The organism is Nocardia sp. NPDC055050, from assembly GCF_053608345.1.
Genome location: NZ_JBSGVG010000010.1, coordinates 148,951 through 168,965, shown reverse-complemented (window position 1 = coordinate 168,965; position 20,015 = coordinate 148,951). Strand labels below are relative to the sequence as shown.

Here is a 20,015-nt window from a genome sequence, read left to right as displayed (position 1 = left end):
CCCGCGCGCCCCGTGGCCTAGGCGCTGCCCGTCAGGAGGGCGGTGAACAGGTCGAACAGCGGGCGCAGGGCGCACGGGCTGGTGTCGGAGGTGCAGCCGATGGACGACGAACCGGAGTCGGCGACCGGGAGGGACTCGGCCTGGGCGGTGCCGAGCGGGGCGGCGACGGACAGGGCGGCGGCCGCGAGGGCCCCGGCGACGATGCGTTTCATTGATTCACTCCAGTGCTCGGCGTGCCGGTAGGTCGACACGATTGCCAATCGTTACCGATCGCCAGGGTGAGCGAAAGCCCCGAAATCCAGGGTGCACGCGCCGGGACGCCCGCCCGATCGCGAAGATCGGACGGGCGTCGGCGAGGGCGGAGCGGGGTCAGGAGACGACCGGGAGGTACACCTTGCTGCCCTGGTCGGCGAACTCGGCGGACTTCTCGGCCATGCCCGCCTCGATGGCGGCCACATCGGTGAGCCCCTGCTTCTCCGCGTATTCGCGCACGTCGGCGGAGATGCGCATCGAGCAGAACTTCGGACCGCACATCGAGCAGAAGTGGGCGGTCTTGGCGGGCTCGGCGGGCATGGTCTCGTCGTGGTACTCGCGGGCGGTGTCGGGATCCAGCGAGAGCGCGAACTGGTCGTGCCAGCGGAATTCGAAACGGGCCTTGGACAATTCGTTGTCCCGGTCCTGGGCGTGCGGGTGACCCTTGGCGAGGTCGGCGGCGTGGGCGGCGATCTTGTAGGTGATCACCCCGACCTTGACGTCGTCGCGGTTGGGCAGACCGAGGTGCTCCTTGGGCGTGACGTAGCAGAGCATCGCGGTGCCGGCCTGGGCGATGATCGCGGCGCCGATGGCCGAGGTGATGTGGTCGTAGGCGGGTGCGATATCGGTGGCCAGCGGGCCGAGGGTGTAGAACGGCGCCTCTTCGCAGAGCTCTTCCTCGAGCCGCACGTTCTCGACGATCTTGTGCATCGGCACGTGGCCTGGGCCTTCGATCATCACCTGCACGCCATAGGATTTCGCGATCTTGGTGAGCTCGCCGAGAGTCCGGAGTTCGGCGAATTGGGCCTCGTCGTTGGCGTCGGCGATGGAGCCGGGACGCAGGCCGTCGCCGAGGGAGAAGGTCACGTCGTAGCGCGCCAGGATCTCGCACAGCTCACGGAAGTGCGTGTACAGGAACGATTCCTGGTGATGCGCCAAACACCACGCGGCCATGATGGAGCCACCGCGCGAGACGATGCCGGTGACGCGCTTGGCGGTGAGCGGGATGTAGCGCAGCAGCACGCCCGCGTGCACGGTCATGTAGTCGACGCCCTGCTCGCACTGCTCGATCACGGTGTCGCGGTACATCTCCCAGGTGAGCTTGGTGGGATCACCGTTCACCTTCTCCAGCGCCTGATAGATCGGGACGGTGCCGATCGGGACGGGGGAGTTGCGCAGAATCCACTCGCGGGTCTCGTGGATGTTCTTGCCGGTGGACAAGTCCATGATGGTGTCGGCGCCCCAGCGCGCGGCCCACACCATCTTCTCCACCTCTTCGGCGATCGACGACGACACCGCCGAATTGCCGATATTGGCATTGATCTTGACCAGGAACTTCTTGCCGATGATGGTCGGCTCCAGCTCCGGGTGGTTGTGGTTGGCCGGAATCACCGCGCGACCGAGTGCGACCTCGTCGCGCACCAGTTCGGGCGAGACCCCCTCGCGGGCGGCGATGAACCGCATCTCGGGGGTGATGATGCCCTGACGAGCCCAGGCGAGCTGGGTAGGCGGACCGTCGACGGTCGGGGAGTCCCATTCGTCGCGCAGTTTCGGCAGCCCGGCCTCGAGGTCGATCACCGCGTTGTCGTCGGTGTACGGCCCCGAGGTGTCGAAGACATCGAAGTGGTCGCCGTTGGTGAGGTTGATCCGGCGCACCGGGATGCGCAGGCCGTCTACCTCCTGGTAGTGCTTGACGCTGCCCTGGATCGGACCGGTGGTGACGGTGTCGACCGTCCTGTCAGAAGACGTGTTCGAGCCCACGATATTTCCTCCCTACGCCGGCATTACCCGGTCAGGTTCATACGGTCGACGGCCCTGAACGCCCGAGATGGGCTAGCCGTCCTCTCAGCCCGCTGGTGCGAGCCCCCGTGCTTTTTTGAGCGCTGACGCGCTCGAGTTCGCGGCCCCTGGTGTCCTGCCGATGGGAGGCCGTTGCTTGCTCCTTCGTCGCCTACGCAACGGCCTCCCATCGGCGGGACGGCCGCGAACCGCCGCTTCGCGGCGAGCCCCTCCTCGAGGTCGGGGCATGCGTGGCTGGTGTGCAGTCTAGGCGGCGGCCTGAGCGTTCGCTATCGGGTGCCGGATTCGGTCAGCTGGCGCTCGACCGAGGCCGGCGTGTTGTCGGCTTCTTGCAGCCCGAACTTGCTGTGCAGTGCCACCAGTGGCTTCGGTGCCCACCAGTTCCAGGTGCCCATCATTCGCATGAGCGCGGGGGCGAGCAGGCCGCGGATCACGGTCGCGTCGCTGATCACCGCGAGTGCGCAGCCGAGGCCGAACAGCTTCATCATCGATACGCCGGAGCTGGCGACGCCGAGGAACACGATGCTCATCAGCAGCGCGGCGGCGGTGAAGATGCGTCCCGTGCGGGCCACGCCCATCGCGACCGCCTCGGTATTGCCCTCGGTGGTCTTCGGCCCGGCCAGCCATTCCTCGCGGATCCGCGACAGCAGGAAGACCTCGTAGTCCATGGACGCGCCGAACGCCAGGCTGAACATGAGGATGGGCATGGCCAGGTTGAGGGTGCCGGTCGCGGTGAAGCCGAGCAGGCCCGACAGGTGGCCTTCCTGGAAGATCCACACCATCGCGCCGAACGTCGCCGCCAGCGACAGGATGTTGAGGATCAGTGCCTTCACCGGCAGCACCACGCTGCCGGTGAACAGGAACAGCAGCACCAGCGTGGTGAGCGCGATCAGCGCGCCCGCCAGCGGCAGTTTGCCGGTGATCGCGTTGACCGAGTCCTGGTTCAGCGCGGCCGGGCCGGTGATCAGGGCTTTCGACGGCGCCGGAACGGCGCGCAGGGTGTCGAGTTGGTCGCCGCCCGCGTCGGAGTAGGGGTCGACCGTGGTGGCGACCGACAGGTAGGCGCCGTGCTGCGGGTCCGTCATCTCGGGCACGCCAGGGGCCACCCGCAGCCCGTTGCGGTACACCGCCGCGCTGCTGAGCACGGCCGGTACGTCGGGCACCTTGGACAGGTCGCGGGCGTAGGTGTCGAGTTCGGCTGTGCTGCCCCGGAATTCGGGTAGCACGATGGTCGCGCTCGAGGCCAGGTCGGCATCGAATTCGGTACGCAGGATGTCGCCCACTTCGCGACTGGCGACATCGGTGGGCAGCGACCGGTCGTCGGGGTAGCCGAACTGGACACCCAGGAACGGCGAGCCGAGCAGCAGCAGGAACGCGGTGGTGGCCAGGGCGATCGGCAACGGACGCTTCATCACCGCGTTGACCAGGCGATACCAGAAGGTCTGGCGCGGTTCCTTTTCCGTCCTCGGGGCCAGCCGGAACAGCCGGCGCATCGGTGCGCGCAGGTCGCCCGAATCGATGCGGTGACCCACCAGAACGAGCAGGGCGGGCAGCACGATCACCGCGGCGGCCGCCGCGGCGGCGACCACGGCGATACCCGCGTAAGCGAACGACTTGAAGAAGTACTGCGGGAACACCAGCAGCGCCGACAGCGAGAGCGCGACGACCAGCGCCGAGTACACGACCGTACGACCGGCGGTTTGGATCGCACGGGTCACCGCCGCGGTCGGGGTAAGGCCCGCCGCCAGCTCTTCGCGATATCGACTGACGATGAACAGGCTGTAGTCGATCGCCAACGCCAGTCCGAGTGCCGTGGTCATGTTCAGCGCGAAGATCGACACATCGGCGAGCGCGGTCAGCACCCGCAGAATGCCCAGCGACGCCGCGATGGCGAACAGCCCGATCGCGACCGGCAGCGCGGCGGCCATGAGGCTGCCGAACACCAGCGCCAGCAGCAGGCCGGTGATCGGGATCGCGATCGCCTCGGCGATGATCAGGTCTTTGCTGATCTGGGTGTTGATATCGGCGAAGGAGGCGGCGAGCCCACCGGCCTTGACCGTCACCGGACCGCTCTCGACCTGTAGTTCTTCGCTCAGCTGGGCCGCCCGGACGGGCAGTTCGGCGTCGTCGCCCTCGATGCTGGCCAGGATGAGCGCGTGGGTGCGGTCCTTGCTGAGCATCGCCTGTTTGAGATCGGGGCGCGCGGTCCAGTACGACTGGACACCGCTGACGATCTCGGGATGTGCGCCGAGGACGGCGAGCGCGCGGTCGGCGGCGGCGCGCGCGGCGGCGGAGTCGGCCACACCCTCGGCGGTGATCGTCAGGACGTAGTTGGGCTCGCTGCCGGGGAAGTGTTCGCTCAGGTATTGACTGGCCTGGACCGAATCGAGATCGGAGGTGACGAATCCGCCCGATTTCATGTGCGAGTGCACGGTGGCGCCGATCGCGCCGCACAACACCATCAGCACCAGCGCAACCGCGACCACCCATCGTGGTCGGGCAACGGCGGTGCGGGCGATTCTCGTCAACATCGTCGGGTGCCCTCTGCTCGGAAACGTTCGAACCGTCACCGTATCCCGCGTCGAATTATATCCGATACCGCCTCGGGGTGGAGGTCGGCCGAGTACCATCTCCGCCCCTGGGTGGACGCGGAGGACGGCCCACAACCGCTAGCGGTGTCTCAGGTATCGCGTGCCCGCAGGATTCGGCCGCCGACCGCGCCGAGGCCGATCCGCCTGCCCGCGGTGCCCGGCGCGGTGGCGGTGATCGTCACCTCGTCGCCGTCGGCCAGAAATGTGCGGGTCTGATCCTTCACTGTGATGGGTTGTGTTCCACCCCAGGACAATTCGATGAAAGACCCGCGCTGGGACGGCTCCGGCCCGGAGATGGTGCCGGAGGCGTAGAGGTCGCCGGGCCGGATCGAGGCGCCGTTCGCGGTGAGGTGGGCAAGCATCTGCGCGGGTGACCAGTACATGCGTGAGTAGGGCGGATACGCGACGACCTCGCCGTTCCAGGCGACGGTCAGATCGATGTCGAGGCCGAAGTCGCCGGTACCGCGCAGGTAGGGGAGAGGTTCTGGGTGCTGTGCGGGTAGCGGCACCCGCGCCTGAGTCAGCGCGGCCAGCGGGGTGATCCAGGCCGAGAGTGACGTGGTGAACGACTTGCCGAGGAAGGGGCCGAGCGGCTGGTACTCCCAGGCCTGGATATCGCGGGCCGACCAGTCGTTGACCAGGGCGACGCCGAACACGTGCTCGGTGAACTCGTCGACGGTGACCGGTGCGCCGAGCGTGGATCCGGAGCCGACGACGAAGCCCAGTTCGGCCTCGATGTCCAGCCGCTGCGACGGTCCGAAATCAGTTGTGCCCGCAGCGGTTCGGCGTTGTCCCCGCGGCCTGATGACCGGGGTGTCCGAGACGACGACGGTGCCCGCCCGGCCGTGGTACCCCACCGGCAGGTGCCGCCAATTCGGCAGCAGCGGTGCACTGTCCGGACGGAAGAGCCTGCCGAGGTTGGTGGCGTGGTCGATGCTGGCGTAGAAATCGACGTAGTCGCCGATCCGTACCGGCAGTGCCATCCGCACAGCGGACAAGGGATACACGGCATCGATCGGCAGCGCCGTGTCCGCGAGCGCGCGCAACCTCGCGCGGACCTCACGCCAGCGGCCGGAACCCTGTGCCAGGAACGCGTTCATCTCGGGGCGAGCGAACACCGGATCATCCAGCAGCACAGCCAGGTCGAGCACCATATCGCCCAAGCGGCAACCGATCCGGAGGGTGCCGCCGGGGGGTGCGAATACGCCGTAGGGCATATTCTCCGGCCCGAACAGCGAGTCTGCCGGTACCTCCACGCGCAACACCTGCGCGCCCGTCATCGGCCGCCGTCCACGCCGCTGCGCTCACTCATGCGAGCCCCGGCCCGCGACCGGACCAGGTCCACGCGTACGCGGGATCTTCGCAGGCCAGCGCCCCTTCGCCGAGTTGCAGCGGGCGGAACGTATCCACCATCACCGCCAGCTCGTCGAAGAACTCCGCCCCGATACTGCGTTCATAGGCACCTGGCTGTGGGCCGTGCGCGTAACCACCGGGATGCACCGACACCGAACCCTGGGCGATACCGGAACCCTTGCGCGCCTCATAGCTCCCGCCGCAATAGAACATGATCTCGTCGGAATCCACATTCGAGTGGTAGTACGGCACCGGAATCGACAGGGGGTGATAGTCGACCTTGCGCGGCACGAAATTGCAGATGACGAAATTGGTGGCCTCGAAGGCCTGATGCACCGGCGGCGGCTGATGAACGCGGCCGGTCAGCGGCTCGAAATCGGCGATGTTGAACGTGTACGGGTACAGGCAGCCGTCCCAGCCGACCACATCGAACGGATGCGTCGCGTAGGTCATTCTGGTGCCGATCACCTCGGTGCCCGCCCGATGCTTGACCAGCACCTCCACCTCGGTGTCCTCGACGAGCAGCAATTCGAGTGGCCCGTGCAGATCCCGCTCGCAATACGGCGAACTCTCCAGTAGCTGACCGAATCTGGAGAGATAGCGCTTGGGCGGGGTGATGTGGCTCGACGCCTCGATCACATACGCGCGCAACGGTTCCTCACCCATCGGCAGCCAGCGGTGGGTCGTGGCGCGCGGCATGAGCACCTGATCGCCCTGGCGAACCGGCACGATCCCGAACACGCTCTCCACCACGGCCGCACCGGATTCCACGTACACCAGCTCGTCGCCGATGGCATTGCGGTACAGCGGGGACGCGCCCTTGGCGACCACGTACGAGATCCGCACATCGGCATTGGCCAGCAGCAACCTGCGCCCGGTCACCGGGTCGGTCGTCGTTGCCGTATCGCCGGGAAACAGCAGCGGCAGCCGCAGATGCCGGTGGTGCAGTGGATGATTCGGCGTCAATGTCTGGTCGGGCAGCTCCCAGACCGTAGCGTCGACGATCGCGGGCGGCAGCGCGCGGTGATACAGCAGCGAGGAGTCCCCGGAGAACCCCTCCTCGCCCATCAACTCTTCGTAGTAGAGGTTGCCGTGCGCATCCCGATGCTGCGTATGCCGCTTCGGCGGCACCGTTCCGACCCTGCGATAAAACGACATGAGGCGCGCCTCCCGCTACGTTGCAGGCTGAAACTTCCACCTCCAACGTAACCGAGAACGCGTGGCGGATCCGTCAGAATTCGGCGATCACCGGTGCGTGGTCGCTGGCGCCCTTGCCCTTGCGTTCCTCGCGATCCACCGAAGCGTCCTTGATCTGGTCGGCGAGGGCGGGGGAGGCGAGGATGAAGTCGATGCGCATGCCCTCTTTGCGGGGGAAACGCAGCTGGGTGTAGTCCCAATAGGTGTAGACGCCGGGGCCGGGGGCGAACGGGCGCATCACGTCGCGGAAGCCGATGTCGAGCATGGACTGGAACGCCTCGCGTTCGGGCGCGGACGTGTGGGTCTTGCCGACGAACAGTTCCGGCGCCCAGACATCGTCGTCGGTGGGGGCGATGTTCCAGTCGCCGACCAGCGCGATCTTCGCCTGCGGGTCGTCGGCCAGCCAGCCTGCCGCCTGCGCGCGCAGGGTCGAGAGCCAGTTCAGTTTGTAGGTGTAGTGCGGGTCGGCGAGCGTGCGCCCGTTGGGAACGTAGAGGCTCCACACCCGCACCCCGCCGCAGGTCGCACCGATCGCGCGCGACTCGACCACCGGCGATTCGATCAGCGAATCGCCGGCGTTCTTGTCGAAGCCGGGCTGATCGGGGAACGCGAGCTCGACATCGGTGAGCCCGACGCGCGACACGATCGCGACACCGTTCCACTGATTGATCCCCACGTGCGCCACCTCGTACCCCGCGGCCTCGAACTGCTCGAACGGGAACTGATCGTCACGGCACTTGGTCTCCTGCAACGCCAGCACATCGATGTCGTGACGGTCCAGAAAAGCGATCGCCCGATCGACGCGGGAGCGGATCGAGTTGACGTTCCAGGTGGCGAGACGCACGGTTGTGACGGTCCTTTCGAGGCTAATGACTCTGCGGGGCGGCGTAGCGATAGGCGTGGTGCTCCATGAAGCCGAGTTCGCGGTAGAGGGCGAGGGCGCCGGAATTGCCCACCTCCACCTGGACGTAGGCGTGGCTCGCGCCCAGCTCGGCACCCCACCGGATCAGTTCGGCGCACAGCAGCGCGCCGAGTCCGTTGCGGCGGTGCGCGGTCGCCACGGCCACACAGGTGAGCCCGACCCAGCGCCGGCCGTCGGGGGCGGTGGTCACCGCGCCGCGGCCGATGGACAGGGGTTCGGGCAGGCCGAGGGACGCGAAACCGAGAGTGCCGTCCAGGACCGAGGTGAGCACGGCACGGTCCGGTTCGCGCACGGAGGGGTCGAGGGGAATCTCGCCGCGGTAGCGGTGCGTCCGCAACCAACCGTCCTCTGGCTCGTCGGTGATGCGCACCATCGACGGTCCCTGCGGCAGCACGAAATTCGCGATGTCGAGACCGAGGACCACGGTCTCGCTCCAGGTGTTCCAGGTCGGCGGGACGGGAGCGAGCCGGTCGGGCAGTTGCAGCAGCAGCGGCAACCCCCGACTCGTGTACCAGTCCGCGATCTTGCGCATGGTGTCGATCGACAACACCGCGGGCACACCCGACTCGCCCAGCGGCACCGCCGAATTCGCGCGCCCGGTGTAGCCGTTGCCCGCTCGTACCAGCCAGCCGTCGATCCACAGGTGCGCGCTGCCCGGCCAGGCCATGGCCGCCGCGGTCTCCAGCGACCGGATCTCCTTGGTCCGAATGGGCCTGGGCCCCAGCGCCTTCAACGCCACAACGCGATCGGCGGACACCGAGACCAGCTCACCCTCGGCGGTCCGCACCGACGGCGGCGTGAGCGACACCAGTTCGCCGATCACGTCGGTGAGTGGCTGGGGATAACCCGCGGGCAGCTGGTACCGCATCACCACCCGGCGGCCGAGGGGGATATCAGTCGTCATGACCGAACGGATCAGGAACCGTTCCCGGGATCCAGCTCAAACCCGGTGTGCCCCAACCGTTTCGCTTGATCGCCTTCTTGGCGGCGCGGGCATTGCGGCCGATCAGCACGTCGACGTAGAGGAAACCGTCGAGGTGGCCGACCTCGTGCTGGAGCATGCGCGCGAAGAAGCCGGTGCCCTCGAGTTCCACGGGCTCGCCGTTCGCGTCGGTCCCGGTGACCTTCGCCCAGTCCGCGCGACCGGTCGGGAACTGCTCGCCGGGCACCGACAGGCAGCCTTCCTCGTCGTCATCGGGGTCGGGCATGGTCTCGGGGATCGCCGAGGTCTCCAGCACCGGGTTCACCACCACGCCCTTGCGGCGGAGGGGATTGCCGGTGGCGTCGAAGTCGGGGCAGTCGTAGACGAACAGGCGCTTGCCGACGCCGACCTGATTGGCCGCCAGGCCGACACCCTTGGACTCTTCGAGGGTGTCGTACATATCCGCGATGAGCTCGGCCAGCTCCGCGGGGGTCTCCGTCACCTTCGCGGTGGGGTTGTGGAGAACGGGGTCACCGACGATCACGATCGGGAGAATTGCCATGGTCGCCATTATCGCCGCTGGCGCGGGCGGACGATCGGCGGACCCCTGTGGGCCGCGCCACCCCTACTGGCCTTCAGTCAACACGCCGTGACATGGGTCGAAGGATCGGGGGAACCCGTGGTTGAATGACGACGGTATCTACCCATCTCGTGATACTCGGCGAGGGAGCAAGATGGACGGCGCAGCAGCTCGGCACATCGCGCAGGGCCACACTGCGGGCGAACAGGATTCGGCCGCCGACGAGAGCACCGGTCTGAGTCGTCGTGAACTCGACATCCTGGACTTCGAGCGCAAATGGTGGAAATACGCGGGCGCCAAGGAAGACGCGATCCGCGAGCTGTTCGCCATGTCGGCCACCCGGTACTACCAGGTCCTCAACGCTGTCGTCGACTCCGACGCGGCGCTGGCCGCCGACCCGATGCTGGTCAAACGGCTGCGCAGGCTGCGAGCGAGCAGGCAGAAATCGCGTGCGGCCCGCAAACTCGGTTTCCAGGTCTGACATGACGGCCACACACCCTTCGTTGCGACTAGGGTTGGGCGGGTGAGCAACCCGAACCCCACCCCCGGCGGCCCGCCGTTGCGCGCGCTGGCGATGGTGTTGATCGCGCTGGCCATTGTCTTCGCCGGTCTGGGTGCGATGTCGCTGTCGAACTCCGATGCCGTGGCATCGGATACCGAGCAGACCGAGACCACCACCTCCAGCGCGGTCGCGCAGGCGCCTGCCACCACGCCCGCGCCGAAGACCACCAGCGCGGCCGCCGCCCCGACCACCACCACGACTTCCGTCGCACCGACGACCACCACCACGGCACCCGCTACGGGCGGCACGGATCAGACGGTATCGGTGCGGGTGCTGAACAACAGCCTGGTCGCCGGCCTGGCCGCGCGCACCGCGAGCGAACTGACCACCGCGGGCTGGACCAACGTGAGCACCGGCAACTACAGCGGTGAGAACCTGACCACCACCACCGTGTATTACGGCGGCGGCGCGCGCGACAAGGCCGCGGCCACCGAGATCGCCGAGCAGGTCGGCGGGACGGTCGCGCCCAAGTCGGGGGACACCTCGCCGGGTGTCGTCGTCGTACTGACCGGTCGCTGAACCAGGCGCGGCACGCGGTGCCGTAGGCCGTGTCGCCGCTGTGGCATCATCTTGAGCGGTATAGCCCCAGTCCGATAAGGAGTCCCCTGATGGCCACGTCGACAACTCGTCGCCCGTCCTGGCGCATTGTGACCCCGGTGCTCGCGGTCGCCGCGTTCGGGCTCGCAGCCTGCACCAACAGCCAGGAGTCGAGTGACGTCAAGGGCACCACGCCGCCGGTGTGGACCAGCTCGGCGGCACCCGCGGGCGAAAGCGGCGGTCACGGTGGCGGTCACGCCGCACCGTCGGAGACCGCGGCTCCCGGCCACGGCGACGACCACGGTGGCGTGGCGGGCGGCCTGAAGACCTCGCTCAAGAACGGTGCGGGCGCCGAGGTCGGCACCGCGACCATCGTCCAGGAGGGCGGCCACCTGGTCGTCACCGTCGAGGCGCGCGGTCTGACGCCCGGCTTCCACGGCCTGCACTTCCACCAGAACGGCACCTGTGAGGGCGACTTCGCCTCGGCCGGTGGGCATCTGCAGGTCGGCGGTGCCACCGCGCACCCGGCCAGCGGTGACCTCACCTCGCTGCAGGTCGGCGCCGACGGCTCCGCGAAGCTGGTCACCCGGACCGACTCGGTCACCCTCGACAACGTCAAGGGCAAGGCGCTGATCATCCACGGCGGTGCCGACAACTTCGGCAACATCCCGCCGCGCTACACCCGCGAGGGTGGCACCGGGCCGGACGAAACCACGCTGACCACCGGTGATGCGGGCGCCCGGGTGGCGTGCGGCGTCGTCGGTTAGCGAGACACTCCCATGGCCGGGGCATTCGAGTCGGTTTCGTTTCGCGGTTCGCCCCGGCCGACCATCGGCATCGAATGGGAGATCGCGCTCGTCGACAAGGTGACGCGGGATCTGTCCAACACGGCTTCGGCGGTCTTCGACGCGGTCGGTGACCTGCGCGCCCACGACGGCACCCAGCAGGTCACCAAGGAACTGCTGCGCAACACGGTCGAATTGGTGACCGGCGTGCACGACACGGTCGGCGGCGCGGTCGAAGACCTGCACGGCACCATGAACGCGGTGCGGCGCGCGGCCGATCCGCTCGGTGTCGACCTGTTCTGCGCGGGCACCCACCCGTTCGCGGCGTGGTCGGCCCAACAGCTCACGCGCTCACCGCATTACGACGAACTGATCGAGCGCACCCAGTGGTGGGGCCGCCAGATGCTCATCTGGGGCGTCCACGTGCATGTGGGAGTGTCGCACCGGGACAAGGTCTTTCCGATCCTGAACTCGCTGCTGCTGTCGTATCCGCATCTGCTCGCGCTGTCGGCGTCGTCGCCGATGTGGTCCGGCGACGACACCGGCTACGCCAGCAACCGGGCGCTGATGTTCCAGCAGTTGCCGACCGCCGGGCTGCCGTTCCAGTTCGAGAACTGGCGCCAGTTCGAAGGTTTCGTGCACGACCAGATGAAAACCGGTGTGTTCGAACAGCTCGGTGGGATGCACTGGGATATCCGGCCCGCGCCCAAGTGGGGCACCATCGAGGTGCGCGTGTGCGACGGGCTGTCCAGCCGCACCGAACTGGCCTCGGTGGCCGCGCTGATCCACTGCCTGATCGTCGACCTGGATCAGCGCCTCGAGAACGGCGAGCAACTGCCGACGCTGCCGCCATGGCATGTGCAGGAGAACAAATGGCGCGCCGCGCGCTACGGGCTCGACGCGATCGTGATCGTCGACGACGCCAGCAATGAGCGTTTGGTCACCGACGATCTGATGGATCTGCTCACCCGGCTGGAGCCCACCGCGAAGCGTCTCGGCTGCGCCGCCGAGCTGGCCGCGGTGGCCGACATTCCCCGTCACGGTGCCTCCTACCAGCGGCAACGCCGGGTCGCCGCGCAGACACAGGGCGACATGGTCGCCGTCGTCGACGCGCTGGTGCGCGAGCTGGACCAGTAGCGTTCAGCTGCCCGGGGAGATCGCGTTCACCCGCCGTTTACGATGGTCGGATGCTTGTCGAACATCCGCGCGCCGTTGCGGGGGGTGCCACCCTCGGTTCGCGTCTACGTGAACCACGCACACTCGCCGTCGTCGGAGTGGCCGCAGTGCTCGCGCTGCTGGTCGGATTGCAGATCGTCGCGTGGATCATGGGTTTCGACGGACCGCTGGCCAGCCTGGCTCGCGACTTCGTCGGTACACCCAAGTCGATGTCGGTGCCGTGGGCGGGACTGGTGCTCGCGCTCGTCGGGATCTCCACGCGCCGCCGGGTGTTCGTGCTGGCCGCCGCGATCGGGATCGACGCGGTGTGGGTCGCGCTGCGACTCATCGACGGCAAGCCGTTCACCGTCGGCAACGGGCCGACGATCGTGCTGGCCGCGCTGGCTGTCGTCGCGACAGTGCGATGGCGGGGTCGTGAACGCCGCGACGCGTTGACGGCGGTCGCGCTCGGTGCGCTGCTGGTGCTGGCCACCAAGGTCGGCGATGTGTGGCTGCACCTGACTTCGGCGGTGCGGCCCACCGTGCTCGACGAATACGTGCTGCTCGCCGATCACGCGCTCGGTGATCCGTCGTGGGTCGTCGGGCGCGTGCTGGATGTGCTCGGGCCCGAGGTGTACGCGGTGCTGCACTGGGTCTACATCGAATTGCCGGTGGCCGCGATCGCGGTGGCCGTGTGGCAGTTGCGCACTGTGGTCACGACCGGGCAGTGGCCGACCCACTACCTGGTGCGCACCTTCCTGGTGCTCGGTCTGGTCGGGCCGCTGTTCTACGTGCTGTTCCCGGTGGTCGGGCCGATGTTCGCGTTCGGCGCCGACGGGCACGGCTTCCAGGTGGGCAATTTCTGGCCCGCCGCGATGCCGCCGCTCGATTCGAACCCGGCCGCGCTCACCTTCGACGAGTTCACCCCGCGCAACTGCATGCCCTCCATGCACACCGCGTGGGCACTGTCGCTGTTCATCCACACCCGGCGCGATGTCGACGGGTCGCGAGCCCCGGTCTGGATGCGCTGGGGCGGGGCGTTCTGGCTGGCTGCCACGGTCACCGCCACACTGGGTTTCGGGTATCACTACGGCGTCGACCTCGTGGCGGGCGCGGTGCTGTGCCTGACCGTCGAGTCGGCGCTGCGCGCGCCCGAGCGGGGTTGGGGCGGCTTCCGGATCCGGCTGGTCGGCTTCGGGGCGGCGGTGTTCGCGGGGCTGCTGCTGTCCTACCGGTACCTGGCGGTGCCGATGGCGGAGTATCCGGTGGCGGCGGGCGCGATCGTCATCGGGTTGCTGGCCGCGGTCGCGATCGCCTTCCACAACACCTGGTTCGCCACCGCGCCCGCACCGGCCCTCGAGCGAATCGCGACGCCCGCCACCTAGAACAACCCGTCGCGGTGGCGCTGTTCGCGGTAGGCGGTGCGGCCGATGAGATGGGCGATGACCGGCGCGGTGATGATCGTGAACAGGCCGGTGAGCACGAGCATCCAGACATTGACGTCGTCGCGGATGTCGATGCCCGTGCCGACGAGAACCAGCATGAGGCCGACCACCTGTGGTTTGGTAGCCGCGTGCATCCGAGTGAGGGTGTCGGGGAAGCGGACGATGCCGATCGACGCCGTGAACGCGAGTGCGCAGCCGGTGAGGATCAGCACCGCCGACACCCATTCCCAGACGCTCATCGGTCGTCCCTGACCCGGAATCGGGTGACCGCGGCCGAGCCGAGGAAACCGACCAGCGCGAGCGCCACGATCGCCGGGATCACCGTGGTGTCGCCGCTGTAGGCGGCCCACACCGCGAGCCCGGACGCGGCGATGGCCATCAGTGAATCGATGCCGACGACGCGATCGAGGGTGCTCGGCCCCGCGAGGACGCGGTAGCTGGTGATCACCGCGGCGGCCGTGAGCAGGACGGCGGCGATGACGGCGACGACAGTCATGGTTGCACCTCCGGTGGTGTTTCGACGCGGCGGCGTTCGCTCGGTCGTTCGAAGGCATTGATCATCAGGTGTTCCAGGCGCCGGGTGGTGCGGTAGAACTTCACCACCGCCTCGTCGCTGCCCACATCGAGCACGTGGACGTAGACCACGCAGCGCGCGCGGTCGAGTTCGAGGACCATGGTGCCGGGGATCAGGTTGAGCAGATCGGTGCACATCACCAGCACCAGATCGGACTGGATGCCCAGATGTACGCGTAGCACGCCGGAGACCGGCGGGCCGCTGGGCCGAATCGCGAACCAGGCCACCTGCAAGCTCGATTCGAGCGCGTAATAGGTACCGACAGCGATCAATTCGAGAAACGACAGCGGATGGAAACGCCCGGACACCGGGACCAACGGGAGGGGCAGGGCGAAGACCACGATCAGTGCGACAACGGCCCCGGCGAGGGTGTTGGCCAGGCTCAGATCGCCCCACAGCGCGACCCAGACGGCGGTGAGCCAGATCAGCACGGCGACGCGAAGGATATTGTCGCGATTCACGAATCGGCTCATCGCAGCACCGGGCCGAGGACCGAGTCGATGTAGACCGACGGGTCGTTCAGGTCGCGGGCGGCGCGCTCGGCGATGCCGAGGACCGGCCCGGCGAACACCGTGAGCGCGAGGCCCGCGGAGACGAGCCCGATGGTGGCCAGCACCATCAGGACCGGCATCCGGCCGGGATCGGTGCGATCCTCGTAGTACACATCGGTCGAATCCTCCACCAGTGTCGGTAGATTCGCCGCGGTGAGATGACCTTCCGGCGCCTCTTCACGTGGTCGCCAGAACGCTTTGCTCCAGACCCGCGCCACCGCGTACAGCGTGAGCAGGCTCGTGATCACCGAACCCGCGACCAGCACCCACGCCAGGACGCTGCCCTCGGCGGCACCGGCTTCCAGGAGTGTGACCTTGCCGATGAATCCCGAGAAGGGCGGGATACCACCGAGATTCAGGGCGGGGACAAGGAACAGCACGCCCAGCAGCGGACTGGCGGTGGCCAGTCCGCCGATCCGGCGCAACGACACCGAACCGGCCTGGCGTTCGATCAGTCCGACAGCGAGGAACAGCGCGGTCTGCACCAGGATGTGGTGGGCCACGTAGAACACCGCGCCGGTGAGGCCGGCGGTGGTGGCGAGACCGATACCGAACACCATGTAGCCGATATGGCTGACCAGTGTGAACGAGAGCAGTCGCCGAATATCGGTCTGCGCGATGGCGCCGAGGATGCCGACGATCATCGTCGCCAGTCCGCACACCAGCAGGATGTTGTCGAACGCGCCGTCGGGGAACCAGAGCGTGTGCGTGCGGATGATCGCGTACACACCGACTTTGGTGAGCAGACCCGCGAACACCGCGGTGACCGGGGCAGGTGCGGTGGGGTAGGAGTCGGGCAGCCAGCTCGACAGCGGGAACACCGCCGCCTTGATCCCGAACGCGACCAGCAGCACCGCGTAGCAGGCGGTGCGCACGCCACTGGGCGTCGCTTCCAGGCGCACGGCCAGTTGCGCGAGATTCAGGGTGCCCGTCGCCGCGTAGGTGAGGCCGATGCCGATCAGGAAGATCAGCGACGACACCATCGACACCATCACATAGGCGATGCCGGTGCGGATCCGTTCCTCGGTGGCGCCCACGGTGAGCAGCACGAACGAGGCGACGAGCAGGACCTCGAACCCGACGAACAGGTTGAACAGGTCACCGGCAAGGAACGCGGTCGACACGCCCGCGGTCAGGACCAGATAGGTGGGCCGGTAGATCGAGGTCGGCTGGTGTTCGCCACCATCGGAGATGTTCTGTCCCGCACCGTAGATCGACACCACGAGCAGCACGAAGGCCGAGACCAGCAGCATCGCGGCGCTGAGCCGATCCACCACCAGCGTGATGCCGATCGGGGTCGGCCAGCCACCCACCTGCACCGCGGTGGTGCCGTCGCGGTCGGCGAGATACAGCAGCAGAGCGCTGATCAGCAGCACCACCGACAGTGCCGTCAGCGTGATCATCGCCTGGAGCCGTGGGCGGCGGCCGAACACCAGCGTCGCCGCGGCGGCGAGCAGCGGAACCAGTACGGGTAGTGGGGCGATGGCGGGCAACAGTTCCGGGGACAGGGTCACTGTTCGGGATCCTCCCGTTCGCGGCGGGCGGCGACCTGGGCGTCCTCGGGGTCGTTGGTCACGTCTTCGGTGGTGGTCAGCATGTAGGAGCGATAGGCCAGCGCGAGCACGAAAGCCGCCAGGCCCATGGTGATCACGATCGCGGTGAGCACCATCGCCTGCGCGAGGGGATCGGCCATGCCGTCGGGGGAGGTGTCGGCGCTGCCGAGGATCGGTGGCTTCCCGTCCGGGCCGCCCATCGTGAGGATCAGCAGGTTCACCGCGTTGCCGAGCAGGATCATCCCCAGCAGCATCTTCGACACCACCCGCTCGAGCAGCAGGTAGACACCGCACGCGGTGAGCACGCCGATGGTGATCAGGAGAACGAGGTCGGCACTCATCGGATTTCCTTGTCCAGGCGGGCGCCGAGGCTGCGCAGGACGTCCAGCACCAGCCCGACGATCACCAGGTAGACGCCGAGGTCGAAGAACATGGCGGTGACCAGTTTGAGGTGACCGAGCAGCGGCAGCGTCACCTCGATGATCGCCGAGGACAGCGGCGGTGCGCCGAGCAGCAACGACGCGGTCGCGGTGCCCGCCGCGAGGGTGAGGCCGGCGCCGAGCAGGTGCCCGGCGTCGACCGGGAGCGCTTCGCCCAGTTCGTATCGGCCACCCGCCAGGTAGCGCAGGGTCAGGGCCAATCCGGCGACCAGGCCACCCGCGAAGCCGCCGCCGGGCGCGTTGTGGCCGGCGAAGAAGAAGTACACCGACAGCACCATGATGGTGGGGAAGACCAGGCGGGTGGTGATCTGCAGGACCATCGAGCGATCGCGGCGATCGAGGAGGCGGGCGGCGGGCAGCCAGCTCACCGCGTCGGGATCGTAGTTCGGGGAATCGGCGGCGCGGGGTGCGCTGCCGAAGCGGCGGCTGCGGAAGACCAGCGACGCGACGCCGGTCGCGGCGACGACGAGCACCGAGATCTCGCCGAGGGTGTCCCAGGCGCGGATGTCGACCAGCAAGACGTTGACCGCGTTCTTGCCGCCGCCGATCCGATAGGCGGCATCGGGGATGGCGTCCCAGATCGGGTTCCCGTGCTTGGCGGCGATGGCGAACGCGGCGAGTACGGGGACGGTGATGCCGACGCCGACGGCCAGCAGTGCCCGGCGGAACTTGAACGCCGTGCCCTGGCTTTCGGCGATCTCCGCCGGGAAGGCGCGCAACACGAGCACGAAGACGACCAAAGTCAGTGTCTCGACCAGGAATTGGGTCAGTGCGAGATCGGGGGCGCCGTGCAGCGCGAAGATCACGCCGCAGCCGTAGCCCGTCACCCCGACGACGAGCACGCTGGCCAACCTGTTGCGCAAGACGGTGGCGGCCAGCGCCATCGCGATCATGATCGCGCCGATCGCCGCCTGCAACGGTGAATCCCACAGTCGCAGTTGCACTCCGGTCCGCGTGCCGATCGCGAGCATGACCGTCGGCAACACGATGAGCGTGCCGAGGATGGTGGCCTGGCTGGCGGGCAGTGAACCGGACTGCACAGTTCCGGTGATACGCAACGACAGTCGGTCCATCGCGCGCAGGGCCGCGTCGTAGTTGCGATCGGCGTTGCCGAGACGCGGGTGCGCGGGTTCGCCGATCCGGCCGCGGATCAGGAACAGGGCGATACCGGCCGCGACGATGACCACCGTCAGCGCGAGCGGTCCGGTGAAGCTGTGCCAGAGGGCGAGATGGGTGTCGAGCACGCCCGGCAGCGACTCGGCGTAGGGGCTCAACCATCGATCGACCGCCTGGGTGTCGAGACCGCCCGCCAGCCCGGCCACGGCGAGCACCGCGGGCGGACCGAGCAGCAATGGGCCGGGCGCGTGCCAGGTGACCGCGCGTTCGGGATTCGCGGTTACTCCGAAAGCGCCCCAGACGAATCGGATGCTGTAGGCCACGGTGAACGCCGACCCGACGGTGACCCCGGCCAGCAGGGCGAACCGCACCGGCGGACTCAGTATCTCGGCCGACCACAGCGCGCCGAGCGCCGACTCCTTGCCGACGAAACCGAGCAGCGGCGGCAGCCCGGCCATGCTGAGCGTGGCGAGTACCGCGATCGCGCACAGCACCGGCGCGCGCCGGCCGAGCCCGGACAGTCTGCGCAGATCCCTGGTCCCCGCGCCGTGATCGATGATGCCGACCACCATGAACAGGCACGCCTTGAACAGTCCGTGCGCCACCAGGAGAGCGAGCCCGGCCAGCGCCGCGTCGGGCGTGCCGATGCCCATCATCATGATCATCAGCCCCAGCTGGCTGACGGTGCCGAACGCCAGTACCAGCTTGAGATCGTGTACCTGGATCGCCCGCCACCCGGCCAGCAGCATGGTGACGATGCCGAGCGGCAGCAGCATCAGATGCCATGGCGGGGTCTGCGCGAGCGCGGGCGCCAGCCGGGCCACCAGGTAGATACCGGCTTTCACCATCGCGGCGGCGTGGAGGTACGCGCTCACCGGTGTCGGCGCCGCCATCGCGCCGGGCAACCAGAAGTGCAGCGGCACGATCGCCGATTTACTGATCGCCCCGATCAGCACCAAACCGATCGCGACCGGCACCGCGCTCCCGGCCGGGACCGAGCTCGCCGCGAGCAGGTCCGAGAGCAGGAAACTGTCGTAGCGCAGCCCGAGGACAACGATGCCGACCAGCATCGCCAGCCCGCCCGCGCCGGTCACCAGCAGCGCCTGGATCGCGGCCCTTCGACTGACCGCGCGTTCGGCGTAGTGGCCGACGAGCAGGAACGACAGCACCGTCGTGATTTCCCAGAACACGTACAGCAGCAGCATGTTATCGCTGGTGACGAGCCCGAACATGGCACCGGCGAACCCGGTGAGCTCGGCCGCGAACACCCCGAGCCTGGCCTCGTCACGCTCGAAGTACCGCCCGCAGTACGCCAGGATCAGCGCGCCGACGCCGAGCACCAGCGTGCACATCACCGCGGACAGGGCATCGAAGCGCAGATCGATGTCCATCGAGATCTGCGGCGCCCATTGCACATGCGTGCGCACGGTGGTTCCCCAGTGCGCGATCACCCAGCCGAGGCTGACCAGCGGTACCAGGGCGAGCAGGTAGAAAGCGTTGCGGCCGAGCACTCGTACACACAGCGGGGCCAGGAGGGCGGCCAGTGCGTGAACGAGCAGTACGGCTAGCAACTCCCCCTCCGTCGGGTAGGTAGCGGTCGAGTAGCGCGTCCCGATCCTACGGGCGCGGACGGGATGTTCGGCGGCACCGAGGTTGTCGCGTCGGCCATGTCGCGAGCGG

General features: G+C 68.1%; 19 protein-coding genes. 5 read left to right on the top strand and 14 right to left on the bottom strand.

All coding sequences use genetic code 11. The features are described from left to right. Nucleotides 1-17 precede the first annotated feature (17 nt). From ACWGCN_RS13360 to ACWGCN_RS13325, 8 genes are all read right to left on the bottom strand, one after another. The gene (locus tag ACWGCN_RS13360; protein ID WP_452460366.1) at nucleotides 18-212 is read right to left on the bottom strand and encodes a hypothetical protein; all 195 of its coding nucleotides are present in this window, start codon (nucleotides 210-212) and stop codon (nucleotides 18-20) included. A 157-nt stretch (nucleotides 213-369) separates the two neighbouring features. Then, on the bottom strand, nucleotides 370-2,013 hold the full coding sequence (gene thiC, locus ACWGCN_RS13355) for a phosphomethylpyrimidine synthase ThiC (RefSeq protein ID WP_428396857.1): 1,644 nt from the start codon (nucleotides 2,011-2,013) through the stop codon (nucleotides 370-372). Between the two features lie 308 nt (nucleotides 2,014-2,321). Beyond that, a complete protein-coding gene (locus tag ACWGCN_RS13350) occupies nucleotides 2,322-4,583 on the bottom strand; it encodes an MMPL family transporter (protein ID WP_452457717.1) in 2,262 nt (753 codons plus the stop codon). Nucleotides 4,584-4,732: 149 nt separating this feature from the next. Beyond that, on the bottom strand, nucleotides 4,733-5,923 hold the full coding sequence (gene fahA / locus ACWGCN_RS13345) for a fumarylacetoacetase (RefSeq protein ID WP_452457718.1): 1,191 nt from the start codon (nucleotides 5,921-5,923) through the stop codon (nucleotides 4,733-4,735). Nucleotides 5,924-5,951: 28 nt separating this feature from the next. Continuing rightward, nucleotides 5,952-7,154, bottom strand: coding sequence for a homogentisate 1,2-dioxygenase domain-containing protein (locus ACWGCN_RS13340; RefSeq protein WP_452457719.1), 1,203 nt, complete (start codon nucleotides 7,152-7,154; stop codon nucleotides 5,952-5,954). Between the two features lie 73 nt (nucleotides 7,155-7,227). Then, nucleotides 7,228-8,037: an exodeoxyribonuclease III gene (locus ACWGCN_RS13335; RefSeq protein ID WP_387445554.1), complete on the bottom strand. Its 810-nt coding sequence runs from the start codon at nucleotides 8,035-8,037 to the stop codon at nucleotides 7,228-7,230. A gap of 22 nt (nucleotides 8,038-8,059) precedes the next feature. Beyond that, the gene (locus ACWGCN_RS13330; protein ID WP_378991221.1) at nucleotides 8,060-9,019 is read right to left on the bottom strand and encodes an N-acetylglutamate synthase, CG3035 family; all 960 of its coding nucleotides are present in this window, start codon (nucleotides 9,017-9,019) and stop codon (nucleotides 8,060-8,062) included. Continuing rightward, the gene (locus ACWGCN_RS13325) at nucleotides 9,009-9,599 is read right to left on the bottom strand and encodes a peptide deformylase (protein WP_378991220.1); all 591 of its coding nucleotides are present in this window, start codon (nucleotides 9,597-9,599) and stop codon (nucleotides 9,009-9,011) included. Before ACWGCN_RS13325 ends, ACWGCN_RS13330 begins: the two co-directional genes overlap by 11 nt. 172 nt (nucleotides 9,600-9,771) lie before the next feature. Here ACWGCN_RS13325 and ACWGCN_RS13320 point away from each other — a divergent pair, with 172 nt between their 5' ends. From ACWGCN_RS13320 to ACWGCN_RS13300, 5 genes are all read left to right on the top strand, one after another. After that, on the top strand, nucleotides 9,772-10,098 hold the full coding sequence (locus ACWGCN_RS13320) for a DUF3263 domain-containing protein (protein WP_378991218.1): 327 nt from the start codon (nucleotides 9,772-9,774) through the stop codon (nucleotides 10,096-10,098). Between the two features lie 42 nt (nucleotides 10,099-10,140). Then, nucleotides 10,141-10,698, top strand: coding sequence for a LytR C-terminal domain-containing protein (locus tag ACWGCN_RS13315; protein ID WP_378991216.1), 558 nt, complete (start codon nucleotides 10,141-10,143; stop codon nucleotides 10,696-10,698). Between the two features lie 89 nt (nucleotides 10,699-10,787). Further along, nucleotides 10,788-11,483 (top strand): superoxide dismutase[Cu-Zn], encoded by a 696-nt coding sequence (gene sodC / locus ACWGCN_RS13310; RefSeq protein WP_378633796.1) that lies wholly within the window; start codon nucleotides 10,788-10,790, stop codon nucleotides 11,481-11,483. A gap of 12 nt (nucleotides 11,484-11,495) precedes the next feature. Continuing rightward, on the top strand, nucleotides 11,496-12,638 hold the full coding sequence (locus ACWGCN_RS13305; RefSeq protein ID WP_378991215.1) for a glutamate--cysteine ligase: 1,143 nt from the start codon (nucleotides 11,496-11,498) through the stop codon (nucleotides 12,636-12,638). A gap of 50 nt (nucleotides 12,639-12,688) precedes the next feature. Continuing rightward, entirely contained in the window at nucleotides 12,689-14,041 is a 1,353-nt protein-coding gene (locus ACWGCN_RS13300; RefSeq protein WP_452457720.1) for a DUF5933 domain-containing protein, read from the top strand. On the opposite strand, the gene mnhG is transcribed toward ACWGCN_RS13300, so the two are convergent. The 6 genes from mnhG to ACWGCN_RS13270 are packed head-to-tail and all read right to left on the bottom strand — an operon-like array spanning nucleotide 14,038 to nucleotide 19,906. Continuing rightward, complete coding sequence (gene mnhG, locus ACWGCN_RS13295) at nucleotides 14,038-14,340, bottom strand: monovalent cation/H(+) antiporter subunit G (RefSeq protein ID WP_378991213.1); 303 nt, start codon at nucleotides 14,338-14,340, stop codon at nucleotides 14,038-14,040. The two genes, ACWGCN_RS13300 and mnhG, sit on opposite strands and share 4 nt — an antisense overlap. Continuing rightward, nucleotides 14,337-14,597 carry a monovalent cation/H+ antiporter complex subunit F gene (locus tag ACWGCN_RS13290; protein ID WP_067450173.1) on the bottom strand — a complete coding sequence of 87 codons (261 nt, stop codon included), beginning with the start codon at nucleotides 14,595-14,597 and terminating at the stop codon, nucleotides 14,337-14,339. The genes mnhG and ACWGCN_RS13290 overlap by 4 nt, the downstream gene beginning before the upstream one ends. Then, on the bottom strand, nucleotides 14,594-15,136 hold the full coding sequence (locus tag ACWGCN_RS13285; protein ID WP_378991211.1) for a Na+/H+ antiporter subunit E: 543 nt from the start codon (nucleotides 15,134-15,136) through the stop codon (nucleotides 14,594-14,596). The genes ACWGCN_RS13290 and ACWGCN_RS13285 overlap by 4 nt, the downstream gene beginning before the upstream one ends. An 8-nt stretch (nucleotides 15,137-15,144) precedes the next feature. Beyond that, a complete protein-coding gene (locus tag ACWGCN_RS13280; protein ID WP_452457721.1) occupies nucleotides 15,145-16,740 on the bottom strand; it encodes a Na+/H+ antiporter subunit D in 1,596 nt (531 codons plus the stop codon). Next, complete coding sequence (locus tag ACWGCN_RS13275; protein WP_378991207.1) at nucleotides 16,737-17,120, bottom strand: Na(+)/H(+) antiporter subunit C; 384 nt, start codon at nucleotides 17,118-17,120, stop codon at nucleotides 16,737-16,739. Before ACWGCN_RS13275 ends, ACWGCN_RS13280 begins: the two co-directional genes overlap by 4 nt. Then, nucleotides 17,117-19,906 carry a Na+/H+ antiporter subunit A gene (locus tag ACWGCN_RS13270; RefSeq protein WP_452457722.1) on the bottom strand — a complete coding sequence of 930 codons (2,790 nt, stop codon included), beginning with the start codon at nucleotides 19,904-19,906 and terminating at the stop codon, nucleotides 17,117-17,119. The genes ACWGCN_RS13275 and ACWGCN_RS13270 overlap by 4 nt, the downstream gene beginning before the upstream one ends. Nucleotides 19,907-20,015: the final 109 nt, after the last annotated feature.

Excerpts from the sequence above, each read along its gene's own strand:
- ACWGCN_RS13360 (WP_452460366.1), bottom strand. The coding sequence starts at position 212 with ATGAAACGCATCGTCGCCGGGGCCCTCGCGGCCGCCGCCCTGTCCGTC.
- ACWGCN_RS13350 (WP_452457717.1), bottom strand. The coding sequence starts at position 4,583 with ATGTTGACGAGAATCGCCCGCACCGCCGTTGCCCGACCACGATGGGTG.
- fahA (WP_452457718.1), bottom strand. The coding sequence starts at position 5,923 with ATGACGGGCGCGCAGGTGTTGCGCGTGGAGGTACCGGCAGACTCGCTG.
- ACWGCN_RS13340 (WP_452457719.1), bottom strand. The coding sequence starts at position 7,154 with ATGTCGTTTTATCGCAGGGTCGGAACGGTGCCGCCGAAGCGGCATACG.
- ACWGCN_RS13330 (WP_378991221.1), bottom strand. The coding sequence starts at position 9,019 with ATGACGACTGATATCCCCCTCGGCCGCCGGGTGGTGATGCGGTACCAG.
- ACWGCN_RS13325 (WP_378991220.1), bottom strand. The coding sequence starts at position 9,599 with ATGGCAATTCTCCCGATCGTGATCGTCGGTGACCCCGTTCTCCACAAC.
- ACWGCN_RS13320 (WP_378991218.1), top strand. The coding sequence starts at position 9,772 with ATGGACGGCGCAGCAGCTCGGCACATCGCGCAGGGCCACACTGCGGGC.
- sodC (WP_378633796.1), top strand. The coding sequence starts at position 10,788 with ATGGCCACGTCGACAACTCGTCGCCCGTCCTGGCGCATTGTGACCCCG.
- ACWGCN_RS13305 (WP_378991215.1), top strand. The coding sequence starts at position 11,496 with ATGGCCGGGGCATTCGAGTCGGTTTCGTTTCGCGGTTCGCCCCGGCCG.
- ACWGCN_RS13300 (WP_452457720.1), top strand. The coding sequence starts at position 12,689 with ATGCTTGTCGAACATCCGCGCGCCGTTGCGGGGGGTGCCACCCTCGGT.
- mnhG (WP_378991213.1), bottom strand. The coding sequence starts at position 14,340 with ATGAGCGTCTGGGAATGGGTGTCGGCGGTGCTGATCCTCACCGGCTGC.
- ACWGCN_RS13290 (WP_067450173.1), bottom strand. The coding sequence starts at position 14,597 with ATGACTGTCGTCGCCGTCATCGCCGCCGTCCTGCTCACGGCCGCCGCG.
- ACWGCN_RS13275 (WP_378991207.1), bottom strand. The coding sequence starts at position 17,120 with ATGAGTGCCGACCTCGTTCTCCTGATCACCATCGGCGTGCTCACCGCG.